We start from the raw sequence: 25,675 nt of genomic DNA on the forward strand, positions 1-25,675 counted from the left end.
CGGAGTGCGTGACGCGCGCGGTCATGCCCGCATGTCGCGGGGGTGTTTCGTGTGGAGGGAGGAGCGGCTCTAGACTTCGCGGCCCGGGAACCCCTTCACCCGCTTCCCGCTGGAGCCCATCGCCTTGTTCAACCCCTTCAAACGCCGCACGTTCCTGCAGGCCGTGGTTGCTGTCGCGGCGACGACGACCTTTGGATGCTCCGACGACGACACGTCGGGCACTTCGGATGGCTCGCCCTTCTTCCCGCAGTCGCTGGCGTCGGGAGATCCGCGTCCGGACAGCGTGATTCTCTGGGTCCGCGTGGAGGACACCGCGCGCTCCGGGGAGGACCTGCCCCTGCGGCTGGAGGTCTCCAAGACGGAGGACTTCGCCTCGCTGGTGCTGGACAAGAAGGACCTGACGGCGCAGGCGGCGCACGACCACGCGGTGAAGGTGAAGGTGACGAGCCTGTCGCCGCGCACGACGTACTACTACCGCTTCTCCTACGAGAAGGACGGCCAGAAGCACACCACCCGCGTGGGGCGCACGCGCACCGCGCCCGCGGCCGGTGACGACGTGCCGGTGAAGTTCGTGTTCGCCAGCTGCCAGGACTTCATCGGCCGCTACTACAACGCCTGGCAGCGGCTGTTGCAGCTGGACGCGGACCTGGACTTCGTCGTGTTCCTCGGGGACTACGTCTACGAGACGACGGGCGACACGTCCTTCCAGTCCACGGGCGGCGGCCGCTCCGTGCGCTTCAGTGAGCCCGAGGGCTCGCTCAAGCAGGGCACGGGCATCACCGCGTTCCAGGCGGCGAACACGGTGTCCAACTACCGCGACCTGTACAAGACGGTCCGCTCGGACCGGCAGCTGCAGGGCGTGCACGAACGCTACCCGTTCATCATCACCTGGGACGACCACGAGTTCTCCGACGACTGCTGGAAGGACGTGGCGACGTACGAGGACGGCAAGCGGGACGAGACGCAGCGGGAGCGCAAGCACAACGCGGAGCAGGCGTTCCTGGAGTTCATCCCGCTGGACACCGCGCAGACGGCGGACGGCGTGGTGGACGTGGACGCGGAGCCTCGCTTCCCCAACACGCGCATCTACCGCGACTTCGAGTACGGCCGTCACCTGAAGCTGCTGGTGACGGACTACCGCAGCTACCGCCCGGACCACCTCATCCCGGAAGACGCGTGGCCGGGCTCGGTGACCCTGGACGCGGCGCTGCTGGATGCGGCGCTGCTGGGGCAGCCGGACGCGGTGAAGCAGGTGTTCCAGAGGGACACGTTCGCGTACGTGAACCTGGATGACGCTGCCTACGCGGCGCAGAAGCAGGTGCTCCAGGGCGTGTACCTGAAGCAGGCGAAGGACGCGGGGCTGACGGACGCGGAGGCCACGCAGAAGGTGGGCATCTGGGTGAGGGGCCCGGTGTCCCTCTTCTACGTGAACCAGGTGCTCCAGGCGGCGGGCTACGCCGCGCTCGTCATCCCCCCGGCGGACAAGCCCCGGGGCCTGGCGTTCGTGCACATGGGCAAGAGCTCCCTCTTCAACATCCAGGGCTCGCGCTACGTGGTGGTGAAGGACACGTTCGACCTGTTCGCGGCGGTGAAGTACCAGCTGTCCTCCGGACAGAGCGAGGACGTGTTCGGCCCGGACCAGGAGGCGTGGTTCAACCAGACGCTGACCACGGCGACCAACACCTGGAAGATGGTGGTGAGCTCCACGTCGCTGTCGGCGCTCATCTGGGACCTGAGCAACAAGACGGACATCACGGACCTGTCGCTGCGCCAGCGCTTCTACTTCAGCGTGGACCAGTGGGACGGCTTCCCCACGAAGAAGAAGGTGATGCTCAACACGCTCAAGGCCAAGGGCGTGAAGAACACGCTGTTCCTCTCCGGAGACATCCACGCGTCGTTCGCGTCGGTGGAGGAGGGCGTGCCCACGCTGACGGCGCCGGCCATCACCTCCGGCTCCATCAAGAGCCTGGCGGGCCTGGCGCTGCTGGGCGCGGGCTACGCCAGCGGCGCGCCGGTGTACCGGTACGCCGTCACGGAGATGGACAAGACGCTCAAGGACTCCAACGCGGGCCTGCGCTTCGCGGACACGGACTCGCACGGCTTCGTGCTGGTGGAGGTGAAGGCGGACGAGACGCTCGCCACCTTCCACCTCATCCCCGCGGGCGAGGTGTCCAAGGACTACTCCAAGCGCGATGGCAGCGAGCTGGAGGCGAAGTTCACCGCCACCACCTTCCGCGTGAAGAACAGCGACATCCAGCCGGCCTGAGCCGTCCCGCTGGCGTTTGAAGCAGCTTGAAGGGCCGCGCGGGGAGCCTCCCCGCGCGGCCCTTGTCGCATCCACGGAGCTTCTGGTTTTTCCTGGTTTATGATGTTTTTCGGGGAGAAGACTTCCATTGAGGGAGTCCGGACCCGTCACCGGGAAGGAGTTCATCGTGGGTGCACGCAAGGGATGGCAGGGGCTGTTGGGCGCGGGGCTGGGGTGGGTGCTGGCCGTGGGGGCGCCGGGCGGCGCGGAGGCGGCGCCGTGGCGCAGCGTGCTGTATCCGTCCACGTGGAAGCCGGGGGACACGCGGCCGGGCAACGCGTCGCAGTTCCTGCATGACTTCTCCTATGCGGGCTACCGGATGCGGCAGGCGGAGCCGCCGGTGCGGATGGACCGGGTGCTGGACGTGACGCAGGCGCCGTACTTCGCGGACAACACGGGCGCGTCGGACGTGACGGCGGTGTTGCAGCAGGCCCTCGATGACGCGGGGGCGCTGGTGGGCGGCGGGGTGGTGTACCTGCCCAGGGGGACGTACCGGGTGGCGCCGCCCACGGGCAAGGCGTACGCGCTGTACCTCGGCAAGAGCAACGTGGTGCTGCGCGGGCAGGGGGCCACGGCGACGTTCCTGTACAACTCGGCGACGGACATGCGCGGCAAGCGGGTGGTGCTGGTGGCGCCGCGTGAGTCCACCGTGTCCTGGACGTCCGGGGCGACGGGGACGACGGCGCTGACCCAGGACGCCCCCAACCAGGCGACGCGCGTGCAGGTGGCGAGCGTCACGGGCTACGCGGTGGGGACGTGGGTGGTGGTGCGGGCGGACCTGACGCCAGCGCGCAGCGAGGAGCTCAACATGGGCACCACGTGGACGGCGCTGCCCGGGCCGGCCTTCTACCGGCAGGTGGTGGCGGTGGACGCGGCCACGCGGACGCTGACGCTGGACATCCCGCTGCGCCTGGGGCTGCTCGTGCGCGACGCGGCGCGCGTGTACCGCATCCCCGCGCACCTGTCGGAGGTGGGCATCGAGCACCTGTCCATTGGCATGCGGGAGAACCCCACGGCGGGCACGGGCGAGGAGGACTACACCGTGCCGGGCACGGGCGCGTACGCGATGCACGACTCGGCGGCGGTGTTGATGAACCACGTGGTGGACGGGTGGATCCGCGGCGTCAATTCCTACCGGCCGCCGTCCAACACGCAGGACGTGCACCTGCTGTCAAATGGCATCGACCTGAACTCCGCGCGCAACGTCACCGTGGACGCGTGTGAGATGGACAAGCCCCAGTACAAGGGCGGTGGCGGAAACGGCTACCTGTATTCCATCCGGAGCAGTGACAGTCTCATCAAGGACAGCGTGGCGTTTGGCGGGCGGCACAACTTCGACTTCCGCTCCATGCACACCACCGGGAACGTGCTGTTCAACAACCGGGCGTCCAACGGGGAGAAGGTGTCTGACTTCCACATGCACCTGAGCGCGGCGAACCTCGTGGACAACACGACGCTCTACCAGGAGCGCTTCGAGGCGGCGGACCGGTCGCCCTACGGCACGACGAGCCACGGCGTCACCACGACGCAGAGCGTGTTCTGGAACACCAACGGGGCGAAGGCTCCGGCGTACGGGGGCACCAGCGTCGTGCGCTCGCAGCAGTACGGGCAGGGTTATGTGATTGGCATGCGCGGCAGCGTGACGACGGTGGACGTGTCGGTGACGACGAAGACGGCGCCGGCGGACCTGGCGGAGGTGGCGACGTCCGGCAATGAGCTGGTGCCGCAGTCGCTCTACGTGGACCAGGTGCAGAAGCGGCTGGGGCGCGCGGGGGAGCACGACGCGCGGGCGCTGGTGTACCAGGCGGAGAACCTGAAGCCGACGAGCGCCGGGGACGTGTCGTCCACGGCCGTGGAGGCGGGCGCCGAGCTGGGCGGCCTGCGCTACCACAACACGGGGGCCGTGGGCGCGAAGGTGACGTACACGCTCTATCCGCGCACGGTGGGCACGTTCGCGGTGCAGGTGCGGACCAAGCGCAACGCCACGCGCGGGCAGTACCAGCTGGACGTGGGCGGCGTGGGGGTGGGCGGCACGCGGGACGAGTACGCGAGCACCACGGCCTACGCGGAGGCGGAGCTGGGGACGGTGACGTTCACGGACCTGGAGCCCAAGCTGGTGACGTTCACGGTGGTGGGGAAGAACGCGGCGAGCACGGGCTACAACGTGGCGCTGGACGCAATCCGGCTCGTCCGGCGGTAGGGCAGGGGAGGCGGCGGCGCGCCTCTGGGAGGCGCGGGCGGACCGGGGTATAGACGGGCCATGCACGTCTATGCCGCCGCGTTGGCCCAGGAGCTGGGCATCAAGCCGGAGCAGGTGGACCGGACCCTCGCGTTGCACGAGGAGGGGGGCACGGTCCCCTTCATCGCGCGCTACCGCAAGGAGGCCACGGGGGGGCTGGACGAGGTTCAAATCCAGGCCATCCTCGACCGCGCCGAGGAGCGCACGGAGCTGGACGGGCGGCGCGACACCATCCTGCGCAGCATCGAGGAGCAGGGGAAGCTGACGCCCGAGCTGTCGAAGGCGCTCCAGGCGGCGCGCACGCGCGCGGAGCTGGAGGACCTGTACCTGCCGTACAAGCCCAAGCGCCGCACGCGCGCGGCCATCGCCCGGGAGAAGGGGCTGGAGCCACTGGCGGAGCTGCTGTGGAAGCAGGAGGGGCAGCGCGGGGAGAACGTGGACGCGCGCGTGAAGCCGTATGTGGACACGGAGAAGGGCGTCACGGACGTGGCCTCGGCGTTGGCGGGCGCGCGTGACATCTGCGCCGAGCGCGTGGCGGAGGACGCGAAGCTGCGCCGAGAGGCCCGCGACCTGTGCACGCGGCGGGGCACGCTGCGCTCGGACGTGGTGCCAGCGAAGAAGGGCGAAACGACCAAGTTCGAGAACTACTACGGCCACGAGGAGCCGCTGTCCCAGGCTCCGTCCCACCGCGTGCTGGCGCTCTTGCGCGGCGAGGAGGAGGGCGTGCTGAAGGTGAAGCTGGGCCTTCCGGACGACGAGGTGAAGGGGCTCTTCACCGGGAAGGTGGTGACGCGGCCGCAGTCGTTGTTCGCGGGCGAGCTGCGCGCGGCGGTGGAGGACGGGTGGGAGCGGCTGATGGGGCCGTCGCTGGAGTCGGAGCTGCGCGCGGAGCTGAAGGAGCGCGCGGACAAGGGCGCCATCGGTGTGTTCGGTGAGAACCTGCGGCACCTGTTGCTGACGCCGCCGGCGGGGGCGCGGGCGGTGCTGGCATTGGACCCGGGGCTTCGCACGGGCATCAAGCTGGCGATGATGGACGTGACGGGGACGGTGGTGGAGACGACGACGCTGTACTCGGAGCGCAGCGCGGACGAGCGTGCGCGGGCGGCGAAGTTGTTGGAGGCGGTGGTGCGCAAGCACAAGCCGGAGCTCATTGCCGTGGGCAATGGCACGGGCAGCCGCGAGGCGGAGATCTTCACGCGGGACACGCTGAAGGCGCTGGGGTTGCAGATTCCGGTGGTGTCGGTGAGCGAGCAGGGGGCGTCCATCTATTCCGCGTCGGAGGTGGCGCGGGAGGAGTTCCCGGAGCTGGACGTGTCGCTGCGCGGGGCGGTGTCGATCGGGCGGCGGTTGCAGGACCCGCTGGCGGAGCTGGTGAAGATCGACCCGAAGAGCATCGGGGTGGGGCAGTACCAGCACGACGTGGACCAGGGCCTGCTCAAGAAGAAGCTGGGCGAGGTGGTGGACTCGTGCGTGAACGCGGTGGGCGTGGACGTGAACACGGCGTCACCGCAGTTGTTGGAGCACGTGTCCGGGGTGGGGCCGTCGCTGGCGAAGAAGCTGGTGGCGCACCGGGCGGCGAAGGGGCGCTTCACCACGCGGCGGGAGCTGCTGAAGGTGAGCGGCCTGGGGCCGAAGACTTTCGAGCAGGCGGCGGGCTTCCTGCGAGTGCGCGGCCCGGAGCCGCTGGATTCGAGCGCGGTGCACCCGGAGCGCTACGCGGTGGTGGAGCGGATGGCGAAGGACCTGGGCGTGGACGTGGCCTCGCTGGTGGGCAACGCTACGCTGGTGCGCAAGATTGAAGCGAAGCGCTACCTGGGGCCGGAGCTGGGAGAGCTGACGCTGAAGGACATCCTGGCGGAGCTGGAGAAGCCGAGTCGGGATCCGCGAGGCGACTTCACGGCGCATGCGACGCGCGATGACCTGCGCTCGCTGGAGGACGTGAAGGAGGGGATGGTGTTGCAGGGCACGGTGACGAACGTGACAGCGTTTGGAGCGTTCGTGGATGTCGGTGTGCATCAGGACGGGCTGGTGCACGTGTCGCAGCTGTCCACGCGCTTCATCAAGGATGCGTCGGAGGCGGCGAAGGTGGGCGACCGGTTGACGGTGAAGGTGCTGACCGTGGACCTGGTGCGCAAGCGTCTGGCGTTGTCCGTGAAGGCGCTGCAGGAGGGCGGGACGCCGCAGGCGTCCGGGAGGCCCGCGGTGGGCGGGGCGACGGGGCAGGGACGGATGACGGAGCGGCAGGGCGGTCCGCCGCCGCAGCGGTCCGCGCAGAAGCCCGCGACCCAGGCTCCGGCGCAGAAGAAGCCGGAGCCGTTCAACAACCCGTTCTCGAAGTTGAAGCGCTGAGTGACGGGAGGTTCAGCGAGGGGCCCGGACGGAGGGGGCCCCGCCGAGGCCAGTTGCGCGTGTCGCGGCTCCAGCGCCAGGAATCACGCGCTGGTGCCGCTGTCCGTGGGAGTTCATTCCACCGGGGTGCGCGTGCAGTCGCAGGCGATCCATGTGCCCGGTACGACCTCTGAGGCTTTCCCACAGGCTGTGAAGTCCGCTCCTTCCGTCGTGGAGAGGGGCCGTCCCAGAAAGTCCCTGCTGGAGGACACGAACATCGCGCATCCGCGGGTCTTGTCCTGGCGGACCTGAATGCCATGTCGGACCCGGCCTTCAAGGGTTGGTAGGAGCAGCCGTCCCAGGGCAATCCCAACGATCACCGCTATGACTGTCTTGGTTCTTGTCCCGACTACCATTTGCCGCCTCGAAGAGGATTGCACTTGGCCTCGACCTCAGCGGCGGAGCGCCCGCTCCGCCGCTGAGGCCGGCATCAGGCTTGGGTCGTGCTGCTCAGGGTGCTGAACGCCTGCTCAAACCACTCGAACGACGCGGCTTCTCGATCGTCCAGGGGTTCCTTCATCCACAGCAGGTAGGTGGGGCGCCAGCGCGTGAGCATTTGAAGAAGGTCACTTCTGCGCTCCAACTGCCTCGCCGCCTGACAATAACCTGCGAGGGCCATGGCCGCTGCTGAGCGGCACCAGGGCATCTCCAGGTCGACCTTGGGCGCTCCCAGGATCTCCAGGGCCTCCGAGCACACGGCCATGACCCCTTCGAGATCTCCAGCCTTTTCCTTCTGCTCTGCGGCCCCGATTCTGCGGGCTGCCCGCATCCCAGGGATGATGGAAAAGAACATGGGTCTCCCAGGCGCGAGTTACAGACTCTCACAAGTAACGACTGGTTATAAGCCGTGCTCGTTCTGATGAAAGCGCCTCAGTCCAACGGGAACGGCCGTGCTTCCTTCGCCAGCACCGCGTTGCGCGCCAGCAGCTCCGTGAACCGCGCGGTCCCGTTCCGCGCATCGAACCGTGCCGCGATGTCTCGCGCCTGCGTCTCCATCCAGTCCTGCAGCGCCCGCGTCGCGTAGCCGCCGTCCACCGCGTGCAGCGGGAACGCCTTGGGCAGCCGCAGGCTCACTTCGTCACGGCCCTCCGCCGTCACCTGTCCCAACAGGAACGACGACGCCGCGTAGAAGGTGAACCGGTCCCGGTGGCTGGAGTGTTCCAGCGCCCAGCCCAGGTGCTTCTCCACCAGCGTGAGCCCCCGTGACAGGTTGCCCGTCAACGCCAGGAACTCCAGGTGCTCGCCCACCGTGGCGAGGAACTCGCGGTTCTTCGCCACCATCGCGTAGCCGCGCACGTGACAGGCCCGCGCCTCCTCCATCCGCTCCAGCTTGAAGAACGGATACAGCAGCGTGCCCAACGTCAGGTGCGGGATCTCCGCGCAGGACTGACGCCCGTCCAGGATGGGCCTGGCCTTCTTGACCGCCTGCTCCCATTCGCCCCGGTCCACGTGGTGGTCCAGCTCGTCGTCCAATTCACAGACGCGGCAGTCCGTCAGGTGGTCCCTCGGCGCTGTCAGCCATTGCTCCCACAGGTGCTCCGCCTGGGCGGTGTCTCCCATGTCCCGTGCCATCTGGTAGCGCAGCTTCAGCGCCGCGCGCCGCCCCGCGTCCAGCTTCGCGAAGCACTGCTCCACGTCATCCAGCGCGTCGGCGATCTGCTTGCGGCTGATGTGCGGGAACTCGTCCAGCCGGCCCACCACCCACTTCTGCTTCCACAGCATGTCCTCCGGGTCGAACCGCTGCGGGTCCTTCTTCTGCTGCCCCCGGCACCACGCGAACGCCACCAGCGCCTTGTCCGGGAACCCTCCGAACGTCGCCGCGTCAATCAGCGAGTCCCGCAGCGCGTACCCCAGCGGCACGTCTCCGTGCACGTCCACCAGCCGCACCGCCTCCTCCAGCGTGCGCACCTTCGCGTCACCCTCGGGCAGCTCGTCCGCCCGCGCTCGCAACGCATCCACCTGCTGGCGCCAGTCCTCCATCAGTGCATCCCTCGCGACCCGGAACCCGACGAACCACTTCCGCCGCCGCCGCCGCCCTCGTCCAACCGGGCCGCGATGAGCCCCAGCAGGCCGTGGTTCAAGAGCGCCATCTCCTGCGCGTTCAGCGGGTGCTGCCCCAACAGCAGCGCCTGCACGTAGAGCATCTCCACCGACAGCTTCAGCAGCTCCCGGTTCTCCACCGCCGCCAGCCGCCGCACCACCGGGTTGTGCAGGTTGAGGCAGAGCAGCGACCGCTCCTGCCCTCCCACGCCCGCCATCACCCCGTCCACCACGCCCGCGTACAGGTCGTCCGACTCCTCGCGCGCCCGCTCCGCGTCCCGCCGGAACGCCCCTTCCGCGTCCGCGCTGTAGAGCGTGGGCACCTCCGCCGGGAAGAACTTCTTCGCCTCCACCCCGCAGCGGAACGGCGCCAGCACCCCTTCGGCCAGTCGCAACAACGGATAGACGGCCTCGCGCTCGTCCAGCGTCAGCTCCTCGAAGCTCTGCGGCAGGTCCGCCGCCGAGAACGGCGCCACCTGCGCGTCCGGCACCACGTGCGGCAGCTTCTCCAGCAGCGCCGTGTCATGCGTGTACGCCGCGTTCAGCACGCACAGCCCCTGCGCCGCCGCCACCCGCGCCACCTGCCGGAACCCGTCCAGCGTCGGCGTGTAGCGCACCACCGGCCACGAGCGCCGGTAGTCCGCCAGCGTCATCATCCCCAGCGACGTCTCGAAGGGCAGCCAGTCGATGATCAGCCGGTAGAACGCGTCGTCATCCAGCGCCAGCCCCTTCACCGACAACCCATGCAGCGCAATCAGCCGCTGCAAGGCCCGGGGCTCGTCGCGCGCCAGCTCCATCAGGTAGCGCCGCAGCGAGTTCCCCAGCGCCTCGCGCGCCTGCGACAGCACCGTGTCCTCGTAGAAGGACTCGCGGCTCGCGGTGGGCCTCAGGCCGTTCGCGTTCACCACGCACTTCACGAAGAAGGCCCACTCCGGCACCAGGTTCTCCGCGCTCTCCGACAGCAGCATGTGCTTCAGGTACACGCGGTGCTTCTGTTTGGCGTTGAAGTGCGGCGACGCCGGCAGCACGAACGCCACCCCGTCCACGTCGCCGGCCTCCGAGCGCAGCGGAATCACATCCAGGAAGTCCGTGCCGAACACCTCGCGCCCGTACGCGAGCAGCGCCTGCCGCCTGTCCCCGGGCGTCTCGTACAGGCGGCGCCAGGGCGGGCCGTCCGCGTTGAGGTGCTCCGTCACTCCGTCCACCGTGAGCCGGACCGGGAAGGGCAACAGGCCGCCGTAGTGGCGCGCGAGCTGGCGCACCCGCTCCGGCGTGAACCACTCCGTCATGTCCGGACGGGCCACCAGGTAGACGTGCGTGCCGGGGGCGTCCAGCGGATGCTCGGAGACGCGCACGTCGTAGGTGCCGTCGTGCCGGCCTCGCCACTCCAGCGTGCGCCCATCCCCCTTCGCGGAGCGCGTGACCACCAACAGCTCGTCACACACCATGAAGCACGACAGCAGGCCGATGCCGAACTGGCCGATGAAGTCGTTTCTCCGCGCCTCCAGCAGCTCCCGCTTGGAGGACTCGCCGATGGTGGCGAGGAAGCGGTGGATCTCCTCCTCGGTGAGCCCCACGCCCTCGTCGGTGAAGAGCAGGGTGGGGGGCCCGCCGTCCTGCTTCTCCCGCAGCTCCAGTCCCACCGAACCGGACGCGCTTGCGTCCAGCTGTTGCCGGGCGCGCAGCGCGTCCGTGGCGTTCTGGAGCAGCTCCCGCACGTACACCCCGGGCGAGCTGTACAGGTGGTGGGACAGGAGGTCGATGACCCCGCGGAGGCTGACTTGGAATCGATGGTCCACGCTGGAATCGAGCGTAGCGCGCACCATCGCCCCCGGGGGCTTCAATCCCGAGGCCATGCGTGCGTCCCCGGCGCCCGTGTGGTTCTGTCCTCCTGACGGCAACCGGACGCACCAGCCCCCTCCCGCTCCCTCGGAGGGTGCTATGCGGCGCCTGGAACGTGCGGCGCCCTCGGGCGGCACGGCGACATGTCGTCTCTTTCCTCCCTCCTGGAGCAGACAACGATGCGGACGAACCTGAAGGCAGTGGTGGTGGGCGCGGTGCTGGGTGTGACGGGCGTGGCGTTCGCGCAGGGCACGCCGGCGGCTCCGGCGTCCCCCAAGGCGGCGGCGGCGACCTCCAAGGCGGCACCCGCCAAGGGTCCGGTGGGCCCCAAGACGGCGACGGGCGCCGAGGCGGCCAGCGGCAAGACGGAGGTGACGTGGTGGGGCCACGCCGCCTTCGTGGTGAAGACGCCGGGCGGCGCGGTGCTGGCGTTCGACCCCTGGCTCACCAACCCGAAGGCCCCCCAGGGCGCGACCTGGCCGGAGGCGGTGGACGCCATCCTCGTCTCCCACGGCCACTTCGACCACGTGGGCGAGACGAAGGCCCTGGCCCAGAAGACGAACGCGAAGGTGTACGGCTCCTTCGAGCTCATCTCGCTGCTCGGCCTGCCGGAAGCGCAGAGCATGGGCGGCAACGTCGGCGGCACCTTCCAGGTGAAGGACGCCACCATCCACTTCGTGGAGGCGGTGCACTCCAGCAGCTACCAGGCGGACCCCAAGAGCCCGTCGCACTACGCCGGCGCGCCCATGGGCTTCGTGGTGGAGATCGCCAACGGCCCCACGCTGTACCACTCGGGTGACACCGGGCCCTTCCAGTCCATGGCCCTCATCGCCGAGCAGTTCAAGCCCACCGTGGCCCTGCTCCCCATCGGCGGTCACTTCACGATGGGCCCCAACGAGGCGGCCCTCGCCGCGAGGCTGCTCAAGGTGAAGACCGTGGTGCCCATGCACTACGGCACCTTCCCCGCCCTCACCGGCACCCCGGACGCGCTCACCGCCGCGTTGAAGAAGGCCAAGGGGACCACCAAGGTGCTCCCCCTGGAGCCCGGCAAGGCCACCCCCCTGTAGTCCTCCCGCCTTCACCCTCCGCGCCCGCCCGCCGGCTTCCGGTGGCCGGGCGCGGCCTTTTTTCCACCAGGGCCTGCTTTCGTTGGGCGACGCGCGGCGCCGACCGGGGTCGGGTGGCATCCCGAAGGGGACTGGGTTATTCCCGGCCTCATCGCGCACCGGAGGGGTCCGGGCGGCGCGTCTCGTGGGGTGTACCGGTGTCGGTGCTGGTTTTCGGACGGGGGACCTGGCTGGCCGCGCTCCTGACGGACGTGGTCGCCGCCCATGCGCTCGCGCCCACGCCGGAGCTGACTCCCTCCCTGCCCCCCGCCACGACGATGTCCGGCCGTGCCCGGGGCCGCGCCTTCCTGCGCCGCACGCTCCGGGCCTCGGGGCTCGTCTATGGCACCCCCGTGCCGCTGCCCTCGCCGGTGGATGGCGGGGAGCCCTTCGATGCCCCGGCGCGCGCCACCGAGGACGCGCTGTTCCACGCGGTGGTGCGCACGCTGGCGCGCATGGCGCTGGACCTGGCGCGGGTGATGGAGGCGCCGGAGGCCCCTCGGATGGAGCAGCTGCTGGTGCTCTTCGCGGTGCTCGCCGGGGAGCTGGACCTGGCGCTGGCGCTGGACGCGCGGCTGGCGGCGGGGCTGCCGGTGCCCCGGCGCATGGTGGGGCGGGTGGAGGACGCGCTCGACAAGCGGGCGCCGTCGCTGGCCGGGGACCCGGTGTACGGGTTGGTGTTGCACAACGGCGCCCAGTACGCGGACGCGCAGCTGTTCTTCCGGCAGGCCATCGACCTGTTCTCCAGCGGGCGGCTGTCGCGCGTGGGGGCGGAGCGGCGGCTGGACTTCGCGGCGCGGCAGAAGGCGCTGCTGGTGGATGTCCTCACCGGGCTCGCGTGCGTGGACCGTGAACCGGGCCCCCCCGCGCGCCGCGCCATCCTCCGGCAGGTGGAGGGGCTGCGCCTGCCGCACGCGCTGGAGGGCGAGGTGAAGGCCGCGGTGCGCCAGTCCTTCGAGCGCAAGCGCGACGTGCGGGACGTGGTGCGCCAGGTGCGCAGCGTGGACATGCGCCACCTGCTGCTGGAGCAGACGCTGCTGGCGGCGCTGGTGGACGGGCAGCGGACGCGGCGGGAGCGGCTCTTCATCGACAAGCTGGCGCGCGCGCTGCACGTGCCCCAGACGGAGCTGCGACGTCTGGAATTGGAGATGGCGGAGTTCTACGCGCGCAACCGCTCGCTGGTGGATGTCTTCACCGTGTCGGACGCGGCGGGCGCCATGGGCGAGGACCTCATCTCCGGCATGCAGGAGACGGTGGAGAAGAACTTCCACCGGCTGATGCAGGAGGCGCGCGAGACGGGCGACCTGGCGGTGCTGCTCACCAAGGCGGCGCGACGCCAGAAGCTCAGCGACGACGAGCGCCAGCGCATGCGCGCCCAGCTCATCGACGTGGCGAAGGCCATCCCCGCGCTCGCCATCTTCGCCGCGCCCGGAGGCATCCTGCTGCTGGCGGCCCTGGCCAAGCTGCTGCCCTTCAGCCTGCTGCCCAGCGCCTTCCAGGACGAGCCCGCCGCCGTGGACACCGACGGCGAGGACACCGCGGAGCGCGAGGCGGGGTGACCCTCCGCGCCGCTACCAGTCGATGATGACCAGCTCGGGCGTCGGCTTGGAGGTGTCCAGCAACACGTTGCCGATGTTCAGGTCGAACCCCGCGGGCGTGATGGGCTTGTTGGGCGCCTCGCGCGTGGTGAGCGGCTTGCCGGAGCGGGCCGCGTAGTCCTTGAACAGCGCGTCGTTGTAGCGGTCCTTGAGGCCCTGGATTTGCGCGTCCAACTTCTCGCGCACGGCGGGCGGCAGCGTGTCGCGTACCTCCGCGTAGGGCTGGGCCTTCACCTTCTCCTGCACGACGATGCCCCGGCTGAGCAGCGCCGGGTCGCGGTCGATCGTCGCCACGCGCACGCCGCTGTCCTTGAGGAAGGACTCCAGCGCCAGCTCGCGCTGCAGGAGGTAGGGGACCTGCGTGTTGTAGTCGGGGATCTTGCCCTTGCTGTAGATCTTGATGACCTTGTCCGGGAACGCCGGGTGCTCCAGCACGATGCGCGAGTTGCCTTCCGCGATCTGCGCGGAGCCGGACGTCTTGATTCCCTTCTCCTTCAGGTACTCGGTGAAGCGCCCCACGGGGCCCAGCTCCGACGGGGTGAAGCGCAGCTCCGGGTACTCCAGCGTGCGGTCCGCGATGGGCACCTTCGCCCCGTCCAGCACCACGCCCTCCTTCGTCTCCCGCAGGGCCACCTTCTTCGAGGGCTCCAGCGGCTTCGTAGTGGTGGTGGGCTCCTGCGGCTTCGTGGTCGTGGTCGGCTTCGTGGTCTGCGTCGTCGGCGTCGTCGTCTCGGTGTTCCGGAGGCGCGCCGTCTCCGCGTCCAGCCGCACCTTCGCCGCCGCGAAGTTGTTGGCCTTCACCGCCAACTCCTTGCGGCCCGCGTCGTTGAGCCGGTACTGGTAGCGCGAGATGGCGAGCGCCGTGTCCGCGTCCACCTGGGACGTGAGCTTCGCGGGCTGCTGCTTCAGCGCCTGCTGCACCCGGGGGTTGTCCGGGCTCACCTCGACGAACTCCACGCGCTTCTTGCCTTTCGCCTCCGGGACGACGACGGCGGCGTACAGGCGCGACTCCTGGTCCGCGGACATCGTCTTGTAGATGGGGCCTTCAATCGTGGCGCCCTTCTGGTTGACGACGGCCGTGTCCATGTCCCGCGAGGGCCGGGACGGCATCAGCAGGCCCGTCAGCGCGCCGGTCCACACGGCGCGCCGGAAGGCGGCGTCGGTGAGCTGCTCGGACACCTTGCGCTGGTCGGCCTCCGACAGCGGCTTGCCATCCTTGCCCAGGTACTGCTGCATCAGGGCCGGCCCCATCGCGGTGGCGACCTCCTGCGTGGCGCCCGCCACCGAGGAGATGCCCCGGTCCATCACCTCCTGCACCACGAACTGCTTGAGGGTCGAGTCCACCAGCTTGGGGGCCACCCTGCTGACGGTCCCCTCCAAGGACTGGGCCGCGCCGCCCAGGAGCGGACCCGTCACGATGGAGAGCAGGTCGATGGTGAGGTCCTTCATCAGCTCATTTGGAGGGCTGTGGAAGTCCTTCAGCGCCGTGTAGCCCAGCGCGGCGCCCGGGATGGTGGACACCAGGGCCTTGGGGATGCTCGCGACGAACCCCCGGGCCACCTGGCCCGCGATGGTGTCCTCCTTCTCCGCGTAGGTCTTCGACAGCGCGTCGAAGGTGGCGCCGAAGCGCGCGGTCTCCTCGTCGAAGTAGCGCACCGACTCCGGGTCGTTCTTGATGTTCGCGAGCAGGTCGCCCTTCTCGTAGGCCAGCTTCGCCGTCGTCGTGAACATCTCGCCCATCTGGAGGCCGTTCGTGCCCAGTTGGACGAGCTCGCGCATGGCGTCGTACTTGCCGCGCATGAGCGGCCCCAGGATGGGGTGCTGCGACTTGCCCAGCGCCGTGTCCGCGGTCTGTTCGTTCTTCACCCACTCGGCGCCCAGGTTGGCGAACCGGGTGGCCAGGGTGTTGTTGAACGCGTCCCGGTAGTCCTTCACGGAGCCGTAGCCTTCGGCCAGGGCGGAGCGGGCGTCGCGCAGCGCGAGCGAGCCCTCGGAGGACATGGCGTAGGCGAAGAACTCCTGCCCGCCGCGCTTGAACATGCCGGTGACCTGCTGCTTCTCCAGGATGAGCGGCTCGCCCTCCAGGTTGCGGTTGCAGAAGAGCGGCGTGCCATTGAGCTTCAGCTGCTCCATGGCGAGGCGCGTCTCCTCCGCGGAGTAGCCTCCGGCCTTGGCCGCCAGCGTGAAGGCGTTGGCCTGCACGTCGCCCTGGAAGACGTCATCCGCGTTGAGCACGGTCTTGTACGGCCGGCCCGGCGTCGAGCGGAACTCCGCCTCGCGCTGGGCCTCCATCGCCTGGGCCTTGGCGCGCGCCTCGGGCATCGTGGTGCGCAGGCCCTGGTCCCGCCACTCGCACTTCTCCAGCAGCTTCTGGTCCGCGGGGGAGAGGGACACCTTCGGGTCGGAGAGGGCGGAGATCATCCACCGGTCCCCGTCGCGCAGCTCCAGTGACTGGCCCGCCTTCGCCCGGACGCTCAGGCGCGACAGGGCGGCCTCCGCGAGGAAGCGGCGCTCGTCGTTGGCGTTCATCGCCCCCAGCCCGTTGCGCGAGGCATAGGCGCGCCGTGCGTCCAGCAGCTGCGTGAACTCGCGCTGGTTGGCCTCCGAGTCGGACAGCCCCCGGGACTGGATGAACTCCTGGTAGGCCTGCCGCATCCGGGGCGACGTGCGCCCGTCGATGGGCTTCCCCGGCCGGGTGGCGCGCTCCCGGACCCGGGACACCAGCCGCTCGTCGTTGGAGACGGCGAACAGCTCGTCCGCCAGCGCGTGCTCGGGCGTGGGGGCCGCCGTCTTGATGACGAGGACGTCATCGTCGTCCCCGCCTGACTTCACGGGTCGGGTCGTCGTCGGGGTCGCCGGGGTGGTGGACCGGCGGGACCTGTCGGGTTCGAAGCTGTCACGGGTGGGCTTCGTCGTGGGCTTCGTCGTCGTCGTCTTCGTCGTCGGCTTCGTCTCGGGCGCCGTCGGCGTGCGCGAGGTGACCCCGGACGTGCGGGTCCCTGGTACGTCCCGACGTACCCGTGACGACGTGGATGCTGAAACCCCGGCCATCGTGTTGCTCCCCCTTCGGTCCTGGCCCCATCACCAGGAAAAAAGCGGTCGCGCGGGCCTCGCCCCCCAGACGACTCGGGGCCCGCGTGACCTCTTCATCAGGAGAGGAAGCGGGCCCCGGAATTGTTTTGCATTCTTTTTACGGCGCCTTCGTGATGGTGACGCGCAGGTGCTGGGACACGGGCGTGGCGTGCTGGGTCACGGGCACCCGGCGCACGGTGTTGTCGCGGTCCAGGGCCCCTTCCGGCGGGCCCTGGTGCGGGCCCACCGCGACCTCTTCGTCCTGCTCCGTGCCCACGTCCCAGAGGGAGACCTGGGAGGTCACGTCGCCCGTCACCGGCATGCCGTCGGCGTCGAACAGCGCGATGCCCTGCTCATCCGGGCTGAAGACCCAGTCGTTGGACTGGCCGAACATCACCGCGAAGGACAGCCGGTCCGCCGGCAGGGCGTCCACGTCGAACTCGTAGGCGTTCCCCTGCGTGATGGCGCCGGGGGTGGACGCGCCCACGGGCGTGTTGAAGGTGCCGGACGCGCGCACCCCCGCGGGCGGGCTCATGGACACGGCGCTCGACAGCTTGGAGATGTCACCCATCTCCGCGAGGGCCTCCAGGCCCTGGCCCCGGTCCTTCGCGCCCACGGTGAACAGCGGCGCGGCGGCGGTGTGCAGCGCATAGACGCCCGGCGACAGCGGCGTGGCCACGCCACTGAGCGGCGCGAGCACGGCGGTCAGGCCCGCGACATCTCCCATTTCCGCGATGGCCTCCAGGCCCCGGCCCCGGTCCTTCTGGCCTTCGGTGAAGAGGGGCTCGTTGCCGGCGCTCACCGTCCACACCCCTGGCGAGATGCGCACGGGCTTGATGCCCTCGCTGGTGTTCAGGGTGACGCGGTCATCGGACACGTTCTCGATGCGCACGGTGAACTTCCGGGTCGCCGCCTCGTGCGCCAGGTTCACGCGGATCATCGACGCGACCGCGGGCATGTTGAACGTCTGGCCACTGGTGAGCCGGGACGGCGTGCCCAGGCGCCGCACGTTCGGGTTGGGATCCTGTGCGCCGGGGCCGTCCGTGGACGACGCCTGCTTCGGGCCGGTGTGCGGACCCACGCCGGGCTCCTCGTCCACCTCCGTGCCCGCGTCCCAGAGGAGCACCTGCGAGGTGATGTCGCCCGACAGCGGCTGGCCATTGGAATACAGCGCGATGCCCTTGGGGTCCGTGCCGAAGAACCAGTCGTTGGACTGGCCGAACATGGAGACGAAGGACAGCCGGTGGTTCGTGCCCGCGGTGAAGCTGAACTCGTAGACGTCGCCGGGGGCCAGCGGGCCCGGCGCGGTGCCGCTCAGCTTCGTGTTGAACATGCCGGACTTGAGCTGCTGGAAGGGCGCCACGTTCTCGATGCGCACGCGCAGTCGCGTGGACTCGGTGTCGGAGCCACAGGCGGACAGCGTGAGCAGACCGAGGGCGGCAAGGGAGGCAGCGCCTCCGCGAAGGGAGCGGTTGAACATGGTGGGTTTCTCCAGGGTCTCGCGGCAGCGCGAGGCGTCACGGGCTTGCCCTCACTACGCACTCCTGGAGGGGGAGGTTACAACCTGTCCGGCCCGTAAGCGCGGCGGCAGGAGCGGCGCCAGGAAGGACTCCAGCGCCTCGCGGCTCCCGGTGCGGGAGACATGGCCCACGTATCCATCCGGACGCACCAGCACCAGCGCGCCCGTGCGGACGTCATAGGCCCGGTGCGCGTGTCCACCCGCGTCGAGCAGGGCGCCCACGTCGCGTGAGTGGCCCCCTGTTCGGACGTGGAAGGTCTGCACGGCGTCACCGAAGCGCGAGCGGGCCCACGCGGGCGCGTCCTCGTGCTGCGGCCCGAAGGCGAGCAGCGTCCAGTGCGGGCCGCGAAAGGCATTGAACAGGCGCGAAGGGCGGCCCATGGCATCCACGCACGGTGCATCCGGGGCCCGGTCTCCCGCGCGCAGCCGCGACGTGTCGCCCTCCGACTGAAGCGCGAGCGGCCCGCCGCGATAGTGCAATCCCAGTTGCTGCGTCTCCGCCCCGCGCCGCTGCGGACGCATGCCGCCCTGGCGCAGCTTCTGGTGGAGTTGCCGTGTCAGCCCGAGCACGCTGGCGGCGATGGGCAGCCGCTCCGCCTCGTAGGTGTCGAGCAGGGCGGGCGCCGCGCCTTCGAGGACGTGGCCCAGCTTCCAGCCCAGGTTGTACGCGTCCTGGACGCCGGTGTTGAGGCCCTGGCCACCGGCAGGAGGATGGACGTGCGCGGCGTCGCCCGCGAGCAGGACGCGGCCCACGCGGTATCTGTCCACCATGCGCACGTTGGGGCGGAACAAGGACAGCCAGCTCGCGTCGTGCAGTCGAAGCTTCGCCCCGGGACGGGCCGCGTCCTGGAGGCGCTGGTGGAGCGCGGCCTCGGTGAGCTCCGGGACGGGCGTGCCGGGCTTCACGTTGAGGACGAGCTGGAAGCGGTCCGTGCCGGGCAGGGGACAGAGGGCCACGGCGCCACCCTTCGCGAAGGGCCACACGTGCCAGTGGTCGCGGTCCAGTCCGTCCACGCGCACGTCGCCCACGACCATGCGCTCCGCCTCGTGCGTCTCGCCATGGAAGCCCACGCCCAGCGCCTTGCGCACGCGGCTGTGGCCTCCGTCGCAGCCGACGAGGTACTCCGCGCGCACGACTTCCGGAGCGCCGTCGCGGGTGAGGGTGGCGGTGACGCCGCGGTCGTCCTGGGTGAAGTCGGTGAGCGCGGTGCCGGACTCCACCGAGTGGCCGAGTGATTTCAGCCGGTCGCGCAGGATGCCCTCGGTGCGTGCCTGCGGCACGAGCCAGGTGCTGGGGTAGGGCACGTCCGGCGTCGCGGTCCCCTGCGGCACCAGCGTCCAGTGTCCCACGACAAAGCGGCGCCAGTGGATGCGGAGGCGGGGATAGGCATTGCCGGCTGCGAGCACGGCGTCGAGCACGCCCAGGTCCTCCAGCACCTCCAGCGTGCGTGGCTGGAGCCCCTTGCCGCGCGAGCCCACGAAGGGGCCGGGCGCCGCGTCCACGATGCGCAGGGAGACACCCCGGCGCGCGAGGTCGCAGGCGAGCGTGAGGCCCGTGGGGCCCGCACCGACAATCAGCACCTGTGGTGTTGCGCGAGTCATGGCTGTCTCCTGGGAAGCGATGGAGACGAGAATGTAAGGAAGTGCTTATGTTGTCAGCTTGCGTTCCCGCCCCAGGAGTCCGGCATGCCGCGCGCGAAGCTTTCCCCTCGGAAGACGCCCCTTCAGGAGCGCTCGCGCGCGACGGTGGACGCGCTGGTGCAGGCGACGGCTGACATTCTGGTCCGCGACGGGTACGCGAAGCTGACGACCAACCGCATCGCGGAGCGCGCGGGCGTCAACGTGGCCTCGCTGTACCAGTTCTTCCCTGGCAAGGAGGCGCTGGTCGCGGAGGTGTCGCGCCGGCACGTGAAGGAGCAGCGCAAGGCCGCGGCGGAGGTGCTGACGACGCGGACGTTCGCGAACCTGGAGGACCTCATCCGCACGCTGGTCGCGCTGGGGTTCGCGGCCCACGCGGTGAACCCGAAGCTGCACCACGCGCTGACGGAGGAGCTGCCCGCGCGCCGCTCCCGACAGGGGAGCCCGGAGGACGCGCCGATGCTGGAGGCGTTCCGCAAGTTCTCCACCGATGTCCCGGACCCGGAGCTGGCCCTGTGGATCATCGACACCGTGTCCCACGCGGTCATCCATCGCGCGGTGGTGGAGCGCCCCGAGGCCCTGACCCAGGGGACGCTCCAGGAGGAGCTGGTGACGCTCCTCCTGCGCTACGTGAAGCGGAAGTGACGCGGTAAGGCTCAGCGGCCCGACGCCTGCGCGTCCACGGCGGCCAGCTCGTCCTTGCCGAGCTTCACCTCCGCGCCCGCGAGGTTCTCCTCCAGGTGCTTCACGGAGGACGTGCCCGGGATGGGCAGCATCACCGGCGAGCGCGCCAGCAGCCACGAGAGGGCAATCTGCGAGGGCGCGGCGTTGTGCTTCTTCGCCACCGCGTCCAGCGTGCTGCCCGGCTTCGCCAGCCCACCCGTCGCCAGGGGGAACCAGGGGATGAAGCCCAGGTTCTCCTTCTCGCAGTAGTCCAACACCTTCTCGTGCACGCGGTCGGTCAGGTTGTAACGGTTCTGCACCGACACCACGTCCACCACCTTGCGCGCCCGCTCAATCTCCGCCACCGACACTTCCGACAGGCCAATGTGGCGGATCTTCCCTTCCTTCTGGAGCGCCTTCAGCTCGCCCAACGACTCCTCCACCGGCACCTTCGGGTCGATGCGGTGCAGCTGGTACAGGTCGATGCGCTCCAGCTTCAGCCGGCGCAGCGACATCTCCAGCTGCTGGCGCAGGTACTTCGGCGCGCCCACCGGGTGCCACTCGTTGGGGCCCGTACGCACGAGGCCCGCCTTCGTCGCCACCACCACGCCCTTCGCGTAGGGGTGCAGGGCCTCCGCGATGATCTCCTCGCTGACGTAGGGCCCGTAGGAGTCCGCGGTGTCGATGAAGTCCACGCCCAGCTCCAGCGCGCGGCGCAGCACGCGCACCGCCTCCGCGCGGTCCTTGGGCGGGCCCCAGACGCCGGGGCCGGTGAGCTGCATGGCGCCATAGCCCAGGCGGTGGACGGGCAGGTCACCGCCCAGCTTGAAGGTGCCGCTCTTCTCCACGGGACGCGTTGAGGTGCCGCTCATGGGTCTTCCTCCTGGAAGTGCTTCAAGAGACGTGGGTGTGAATCGGAACCGTCAGGGCGTGCGGTAGCGGCCGGCGAGCTGGTGGCTCGCACCGCGCAACATCCCCAGCTCCGCCTGCTCCAGGGCCGCGAACGCCTCCGCGGCCTCCAGCCCGGGGACGCAGACCGTCTCGCCGCGCTCCAGCGCCACGAGCGAGGCGGTGACGACGTCCTCCGGCGACATCGTGCCGGCATAGCCGCCGTTGAACTCGGTGGCCGTCATCCCCGGGCAGACGACCTGCGCGCGCACCGGCGTGCCCTTGAGCTCGCCCGCGAGCGTGCGGGTGAAGTGGACGAGGAACGCCTTCGCGCCCGCGTACGTGGCCCGGTGGGGGAGGGGAACCGGCGGCAGTGAACCGGAGAAGGCCAACAGGGAGGCGACGTTGATCACCGCGCCCCGCCCGCGCTCCAGCATGCCGGGCAGCGCCGCGCGGGTGGCCAGCATGGGCGCCAGGATGTGCAGGTGCGCCAGCCCCTCCAGCGCCGAGGGCTCCACCTGCGCGAAGGGCCCATAGCCCCCCACGCCCGCGTTGTTGATGACCAGGGAGATGTCCCCGCCCGCCGCGCGCGCGGCCACCCGGTGGATGTCTCCGTCCGCCGTGAGGTCCGCCCGCAGCACCTCCGCGCGGATGCCGTGCGCCGCCGTCAGCTCCGCCGCCTGCGCCTTGAGCCGCTCCTCGCGCCGCGCGACGAGGACCAGGTCATACCCGAGCGCCGCGAGCCGCCGCGCGTACACCGCGCCAATTCCCGCGGACGTGCCCGTCACCAGTGCCGTACCTCGACTGCCTGCCATGTCTGCTCCCTGCCAGAGGGGAAAAGGGGCGCCGTGCCGCGATGAATGCTGGAGATGGCGACCCCCACCGCGAAGCGCACCGGCCCTCACGAGGCCACGGGGCCGCCCCCCTGCCCGCCAGGTAACGGCGGCATACCGCCCGCGCAACCCGGTCGTGCCTCAGCCGAGCGCCTGGGCCTTCTGGGGCACGTCGTGGAACTGCTGGCGGAAGAGGTCCGCGTAGACGCCCCCGCGCGCGAGCAGCTCCTCGTGCGTGCCGCGCTCCACGACGGCGCCCTGCTCCAGCACCAGGATGAGGTCCGCGTGGCGGATGGTGTTGAGCCGGTGCGCGATGACGATGCTCGTCCTGCCCGACAGCAACCGGCCGAGCGCCAGCTGGATGAGCGCCTCCGTGCGCGTGTCGATGTTCGCCGTCGCCTCGTCGAGGATGAGCACGCGGGGCTCCGCGATGACCGCTCTCGCGAACGCGAGCAGCTGCCGCTGGCCCTGGCTGAGCGTGGCGCCACCCTCGCCCATGACGGTGTCGTAGCCCTGGGGCAGCCGCAGGATGAAGTCGTGCGCGTGCACCGCCTTCGCCGCGGCCTCCACGTCCTCGCGGGTGGCGCCGGGCTTCCCGTAGGCGATGTTGTCCGCCACCTTGCCGCTGAAGAGGAACGGCTCCTGGAGCACCATCGCCATCTGGCGGCGGAGGCTTCCGCGCGTCACCTGCCGCACGTCCTCGCCATCGATGCGCACCGTGCCCGCCGTCACGTCGTAGAAGCGCGGGACGAGGCTGGCCACCGTCGTCTTGCCCGCGCCGGTGTGGCCCACCAGCGCCAGCGTCTGGCCGGGCTCCAGGCGGAAGGACACGTCGCGCAGCACGGGCCGCGCGGGGTCGTAGCCGAAGGACACCCCTTCGAACACCACCTGGCCCTTCAGCGGCCCCAGCTCCACCGCGCCGGGCACGTCCGGCGGCTCCGGCGCCTCGTCGAGGATGGCGTAGATGCGCTCCGCCCCCGCGAGCGCCGCCTGCATCAGCGTGGCCACCGACGCGGCCATCTGCACCGGCCGGAAGAACTGCGCCACGTAGATGAGGAACGCGGCCACGCCTCCCACGGTGAGCTCGCCCGCCAGCACCAGGGTGCCGCCGTAGCCAATCACCAGCGCGACGGACAGCGTGGACAGCAGGTCGATGGCCGGCGAGAACGCGGAGGTGATGCCCACCGCCGCCACGTTCGCGTCGCGGTTGGCCGCGTTGCGGTCGCGGAAGCGCTCGATGTTCTTCTCCGTGCGGTTGAATGCCTGCGCCTGCCGCACGCCCCCGATCTCCTCCTGGAGGTTGGCCGTCACGTCACCCACCGTCTGGCGCGTCTTGCGGTAGGCATTGCGCGCCCGCGACGCGAAGAACCAGGTGGTGAAGACGATGGCCGGGATGATGGAGAAGCACGCCAGCGCCAGCCGCGCGTTGAACGCCAGCATCGCGGCGAGCACGCCCACGAGCCCCAGCAGCGACCCCAACAGCTGCGTCAGCCCCTGCGCGAAGAGCTGGCTGAGCGTGTCCACGTCGCTGAGCAGGCGGCTCATCAGGTCGCCCAGGGGCCGGCGGTCGAACCACGCGAGCGGCAGGTGCTGGAGCCGCTCGAAGAGCCGCTTGCGCAGGTCCGCCAGCACATGCTGCCCGGCATGGCCCACCCGCCGCGTCTGCGCGCGCTGCGCCAGCGCGCCCACCACGTAGACGACGGACAGCGCCGCGAGCGTCAGGGCGAGCCCGCGTCCGTCCCCCGCGCCGATGTCGTGGTCGATGGCCCGGCTCACCAGGTACGGCCCCACCGCCTGGCACGCCGCGCCCACCAGGATGAAGCCCAGCGCCACGCCCAGCATGCGCGCGTGCGGACGCAGTTCGCCCAGCAGCCGCCGCAGCACCTGGCCGCGCCGCTCCGCCCGCCCGGCCTCCAGCTCCGCCAGCGCTTCGATGCCGCCGGGCCGCCTCATGCCGCTCCCTCCTGGCGCGCGGGTTGGAGCTGCGACCCGAGGATGTCGTTGTACAGCTCGCTCGTCGCCTTCAGCTCCTCGTGCCGGCCCTGCGCCGCGATGCGCCCCTCGTCCAGCACGAGGATGAGGTCCGCGTCCCGCACGGTGCTGATGCGCTGGGCGATGACCAGCGCCGTCCTGCGCTTGTCCCGCATCAGCGTGTCCAGCGCGCCCTGGATGGCTTCTTCCGTCCGCGCGTCCACCGCCGACGTGCTGTCGTCCAGGATGAGCAGGCGCGGGTCGGTGAGCAGCGCCCGCGCGATGGCCAGCCGCTGGCGCTGACCGCCCGACAGCCCCACGCCCCGCTCACCCACCACCGTGTCGTAGCCCTGCGGCAGCTCGCGGATGAACTGCGCCGCCTGCGCCGCCTGCGCCGCCGCCTCCACCTGCGCCTGGGTCGCGTCCGGGTGCCCGTAGGCGATGTTGTCGCGCACCGTGCCGGAGAACAGCAGCGCGTCCTGCAGCACGACGCCCAGCTGCGAGCGCAGGCTCGCCAGCGTCACGTCCCGCACGTCGTGCCCGTCCAGCAGCACCGCGCCCCCGGTGACGTCGTAGAAGCGCGGCAGCAGGTTGATGAGCGTGCTCTTGCCGGAGCCCGTGGTGCCCAGCACCGCCACCAATTGCCCGGGCTCCAGCGTCACGCTCACGCCGCGGAGGATCTCCCGCTCGCTGCCCGCGTAGCGGAAGCGCACATCGCGCAATTCGATGCGGCCCTGCAAGGGCGGCAGCGGCACGGCGCCCGGGCGGTCCGTCACCTCCACCGCCGTGTCGAGCAGTTCGAAGACGCGCAGCGCGGAGGCGCTCGCCCGCGCCATGCCGGCCGCGAGGAAGCCCAGCGTCATCAGCGGCATCAGCAGGAAGGCCAGGTAGCTGTTGAAGGCCACCAGCTCCCCCAGCGAGAGCTGCTGGTGGAAGATGCGCCAGCCGCCCACGCCCACCACCACCAGCGTCCCCATGTTGGCGAAGAAGCTGACGAAGGGGAAGTTGTTGGACAGGACCCCCACCAGCCGCAGGTTCTGCGTGCGCAGCTGCTCGTTCGTCCGGCCATAGCGCTCCAGCTCCCGCGCCTCGCCGGAGAAGGAGCGCACCACGCGCAGCCCGCGCAGGTCCTCCTGGAGCGTGGTGTTGAGCGTGCCCAGCAGCGCCTGCAACTGGCCGAACAGGGGCCGCATCTGCTTCGAGAACGAGCGCAGCACCAGGAGGATGGGGGCGACGGACGCGATGGCCGCCAGGGCCAGCACCGGGTCCAACCACAAGAGCAGCCCCGTGCAGCCCACGAGCATCGCCGCCGCCGCCGCGAACTGCACCACGCCGCTGCCCACGAAGGCGCGCACCGCCTCCACGTCGCTGGTGAGCCGCGTGAGCAATTGCCCCGTCTGCGCCTGGTCGTAGTAGCTGAAGGACAGCCGCTGGATGCGCGCGAAGAGCGCGTCGCGCAGGTCGAACGCCACGCCCTGCGACGCGCTCTTCGCGCGCATCCAGCGGCTGTCCTTCAGCTACTACGACCAGGCGCAGACGGGGCAATTGCTCACGCGGCTCACCAGCGACGTGG

16 protein-coding genes are annotated in these 25,675 nt (G+C 70.4%); 6 read left to right on the forward strand and 10 right to left on the reverse strand.

Annotated elements, in window-relative coordinates; all coding sequences use genetic code 11:
* The first annotated feature begins 124 nt into the window (after positions 1 to 124).
* The 3 genes from D7X12_RS11335 to D7X12_RS11345 all read left to right on the forward strand — a co-directional run bounded on the left by D7X12_RS11335 (position 125) and on the right by D7X12_RS11345 (position 6,893).
* A complete protein-coding gene (locus tag D7X12_RS11335; RefSeq protein WP_120625285.1) occupies positions 125 to 2,266 on the forward strand; it encodes an alkaline phosphatase D family protein in 2,142 nt (713 codons plus the stop codon).
* A gap of 166 nt (positions 2,267 to 2,432) precedes the next feature.
* Complete coding sequence (locus tag D7X12_RS11340) at positions 2,433 to 4,505, forward strand: glycosyl hydrolase family 28-related protein (RefSeq protein ID WP_120625297.1); 2,073 nt, start codon at positions 2,433 to 2,435, stop codon at positions 4,503 to 4,505.
* Positions 4,506 to 4,565: 60 nt separating this feature from the next.
* Complete coding sequence (locus D7X12_RS11345) at positions 4,566 to 6,893, forward strand: Tex family protein (RefSeq protein ID WP_120625286.1); 2,328 nt, start codon at positions 4,566 to 4,568, stop codon at positions 6,891 to 6,893.
* 469 nt (positions 6,894 to 7,362) lie between these two features.
* Here the strand turns inward: D7X12_RS11345 and D7X12_RS11350 are convergent, their stop codons facing one another.
* From D7X12_RS11350 to D7X12_RS11360, 3 genes are all read right to left on the reverse strand, one after another.
* Positions 7,363 to 7,725 carry a hypothetical protein gene (locus tag D7X12_RS11350; RefSeq protein WP_120625287.1) on the reverse strand — a complete coding sequence of 121 codons (363 nt, stop codon included), beginning with the start codon at positions 7,723 to 7,725 and terminating at the stop codon, positions 7,363 to 7,365.
* Between the two features lie 77 nt (positions 7,726 to 7,802).
* Positions 7,803 to 8,915: a hypothetical protein gene (locus D7X12_RS11355; protein ID WP_120625288.1), complete on the reverse strand. Its 1,113-nt coding sequence runs from the start codon at positions 8,913 to 8,915 to the stop codon at positions 7,803 to 7,805.
* Positions 8,912 to 10,771, reverse strand: coding sequence for an HSP90 family protein (locus D7X12_RS11360; RefSeq protein WP_120625298.1), 1,860 nt, complete (start codon positions 10,769 to 10,771; stop codon positions 8,912 to 8,914). The genes D7X12_RS11355 and D7X12_RS11360 overlap by 4 nt, the downstream gene beginning before the upstream one ends.
* Before the next feature lie 222 nt (positions 10,772 to 10,993).
* On the opposite strand from D7X12_RS11360, the gene D7X12_RS11365 reads away from it, so the two are divergent.
* Together D7X12_RS11365 and D7X12_RS11370 are read left to right on the forward strand one after the other, a co-directional pair.
* Complete coding sequence (locus tag D7X12_RS11365; protein ID WP_120625289.1) at positions 10,994 to 11,881, forward strand: metal-dependent hydrolase; 888 nt, start codon at positions 10,994 to 10,996, stop codon at positions 11,879 to 11,881.
* Positions 11,882 to 12,078: 197 nt separating this feature from the next.
* A complete protein-coding gene (locus D7X12_RS11370) occupies positions 12,079 to 13,479 on the forward strand; it encodes an LETM1 domain-containing protein (RefSeq protein ID WP_244224491.1) in 1,401 nt (466 codons plus the stop codon).
* Between the two features lie 12 nt (positions 13,480 to 13,491).
* Here the strand turns inward: D7X12_RS11370 and D7X12_RS11375 are convergent, their stop codons facing one another.
* The 3 genes from D7X12_RS11375 to D7X12_RS11385 form a co-directional block, all read right to left on the reverse strand.
* Complete coding sequence (locus D7X12_RS11375) at positions 13,492 to 16,569, reverse strand: DUF3383 domain-containing protein (RefSeq protein ID WP_147443613.1); 3,078 nt, start codon at positions 16,567 to 16,569, stop codon at positions 13,492 to 13,494.
* Between the two features lie 139 nt (positions 16,570 to 16,708).
* Positions 16,709 to 18,070, reverse strand: coding sequence for a spondin domain-containing protein (locus D7X12_RS11380; RefSeq protein ID WP_120625291.1), 1,362 nt, complete (start codon positions 18,068 to 18,070; stop codon positions 16,709 to 16,711).
* 54 nt (positions 18,071 to 18,124) lie between these two features.
* On the reverse strand, positions 18,125 to 19,711 hold the full coding sequence (locus tag D7X12_RS11385) for an FAD-dependent oxidoreductase (protein ID WP_120625292.1): 1,587 nt from the start codon (positions 19,709 to 19,711) through the stop codon (positions 18,125 to 18,127).
* Between the two features lie 84 nt (positions 19,712 to 19,795).
* On the opposite strand from D7X12_RS11385, the gene D7X12_RS11390 reads away from it, so the two are divergent.
* Positions 19,796 to 20,392 (forward strand): TetR/AcrR family transcriptional regulator, encoded by a 597-nt coding sequence (locus tag D7X12_RS11390; protein WP_120625293.1) that lies wholly within the window; start codon positions 19,796 to 19,798, stop codon positions 20,390 to 20,392.
* An 11-nt stretch (positions 20,393 to 20,403) separates the two neighbouring features.
* Here D7X12_RS11390 and D7X12_RS11395 read toward each other — a convergent pair whose 3' ends face one another.
* The 4 genes from D7X12_RS11395 to D7X12_RS11410 all read right to left on the reverse strand — a co-directional run bounded on the left by D7X12_RS11395 (position 20,404) and on the right by D7X12_RS11410 (position 25,574).
* Complete coding sequence (locus D7X12_RS11395) at positions 20,404 to 21,282, reverse strand: aldo/keto reductase (RefSeq protein ID WP_120625294.1); 879 nt, start codon at positions 21,280 to 21,282, stop codon at positions 20,404 to 20,406.
* 51 nt (positions 21,283 to 21,333) lie between these two features.
* Positions 21,334 to 22,113 carry an SDR family NAD(P)-dependent oxidoreductase gene (locus tag D7X12_RS11400; protein ID WP_120625295.1) on the reverse strand — a complete coding sequence of 260 codons (780 nt, stop codon included), beginning with the start codon at positions 22,111 to 22,113 and terminating at the stop codon, positions 21,334 to 21,336.
* Positions 22,114 to 22,272: 159 nt separating this feature from the next.
* Entirely contained in the window at positions 22,273 to 24,084 is a 1,812-nt protein-coding gene (locus D7X12_RS11405; RefSeq protein WP_120625296.1) for an ABC transporter ATP-binding protein, read from the reverse strand.
* Positions 24,081 to 25,574 (reverse strand): ABC transporter ATP-binding protein, encoded by a 1,494-nt coding sequence (locus D7X12_RS11410; protein WP_244224492.1) that lies wholly within the window; start codon positions 25,572 to 25,574, stop codon positions 24,081 to 24,083. Before D7X12_RS11410 ends, D7X12_RS11405 begins: the two co-directional genes overlap by 4 nt.
* Between the last annotated feature and the right edge of the window lie 101 nt (positions 25,575 to 25,675).

Origin of the sequence: Corallococcus sicarius (genome assembly GCF_003611735.1) — a bacterium.
Classification (GTDB): Bacteria; Myxococcota; Myxococcia; order Myxococcales; family Myxococcaceae; genus Corallococcus; species Corallococcus sicarius.